Annotated in this window: 1 protein-coding gene; it reads left to right on the top strand. The window is 51.8% G+C overall.

Annotated features, from left to right (window positions below):
• Positions 1-842, top strand: an 842-nt coding sequence (locus LC438_RS18950; RefSeq protein WP_223587499.1) for a hypothetical protein, incomplete at both ends; no start/stop codon positions are given.

Below are 842 nucleotides of genomic sequence, written 5' to 3'. Positions count from 1 at the left end.
AAGAGAAGAGAGAAAGGGAGAGAAGAAAAGAGAAAAAGGAAAGGGGGGAGGAGAAAGAGAAGGAGGAGAGGAAGAGGAAGGGAAGAAGAAGGGAGGGGGGAAGAAGAAGAAGAGAGGAAGGGAGGAGGAGAGAAAGGAGGGGAGGAAAAGGGGGAAGAAAGGAGAAAGAGAGAAGGGAGAGGAGGAGAGAAGAGAAAAGGAGAGAGGGGAGGGGGAGGGAGGGGGAAAGAAGGAGGAGGGGAGGAAGGAGAAGGGAGAGAAAGGAGAAGGAGAGGAGGAGGGGAAGGGGAAAAAGAGAAAGAGAGAAGGGGGGGGGAGGAGAGAGAGGAAGAGGGAGGAAGAGGAAAAGGAGGGAGGGAAGAGAGGAGAGAGGAGGGAAAGAAAGAGAAAGAAGAGGAAAAGAGGGAGGAGGGGGAAAAAAAGAGAAAAAAAAAAAGAGAAGAAAAAAAAAGAAAAAAGGAAAGAAAGAAAGAAAAGAGGAGAGGGAAAAGGAGGGAGAAGAGGGAAAGAAGGAGAAAAGAGGAGGGAGAGGGAGGGAGAAGAGGAGAAAAGGGAAGGAGGGAGAAAAAGAGGAGAGAGAAGAGAAGGGGGAGAGGAGAGGAAAGGAGGAAAAAGGGAAGAGAGAGAGAGGCCGTTGAAGGAGGGGCAGGAGAGGACGGAAGAAGGGGAGAGGAGAGGGGGAGAGAGAAGAGGAGAGGAGAAAAGAAGAGGAGAAGGGGAGAGGAGGAAGGAAAGAAGAGGAGAGGAGAGGGGGAAAAAAAGAAGAAGGGAGGGGAGAAGGGGAAGAAGGGGGAAGAAGGGGGGGGGGGGGGAGAAAAGGGAGGAAAAGGGAGGGAAGAAGA

Source organism: Microbacterium sp. OVT16B, from assembly GCF_019969705.1.
GTDB lineage: Bacteria > Actinomycetota > Actinomycetes > Actinomycetales > Microbacteriaceae > Microbacterium > Microbacterium natoriense.
Note: the sequence above shows the minus strand (reverse complement) of the source record. Positions and strands in the feature narration are given on the sequence as shown.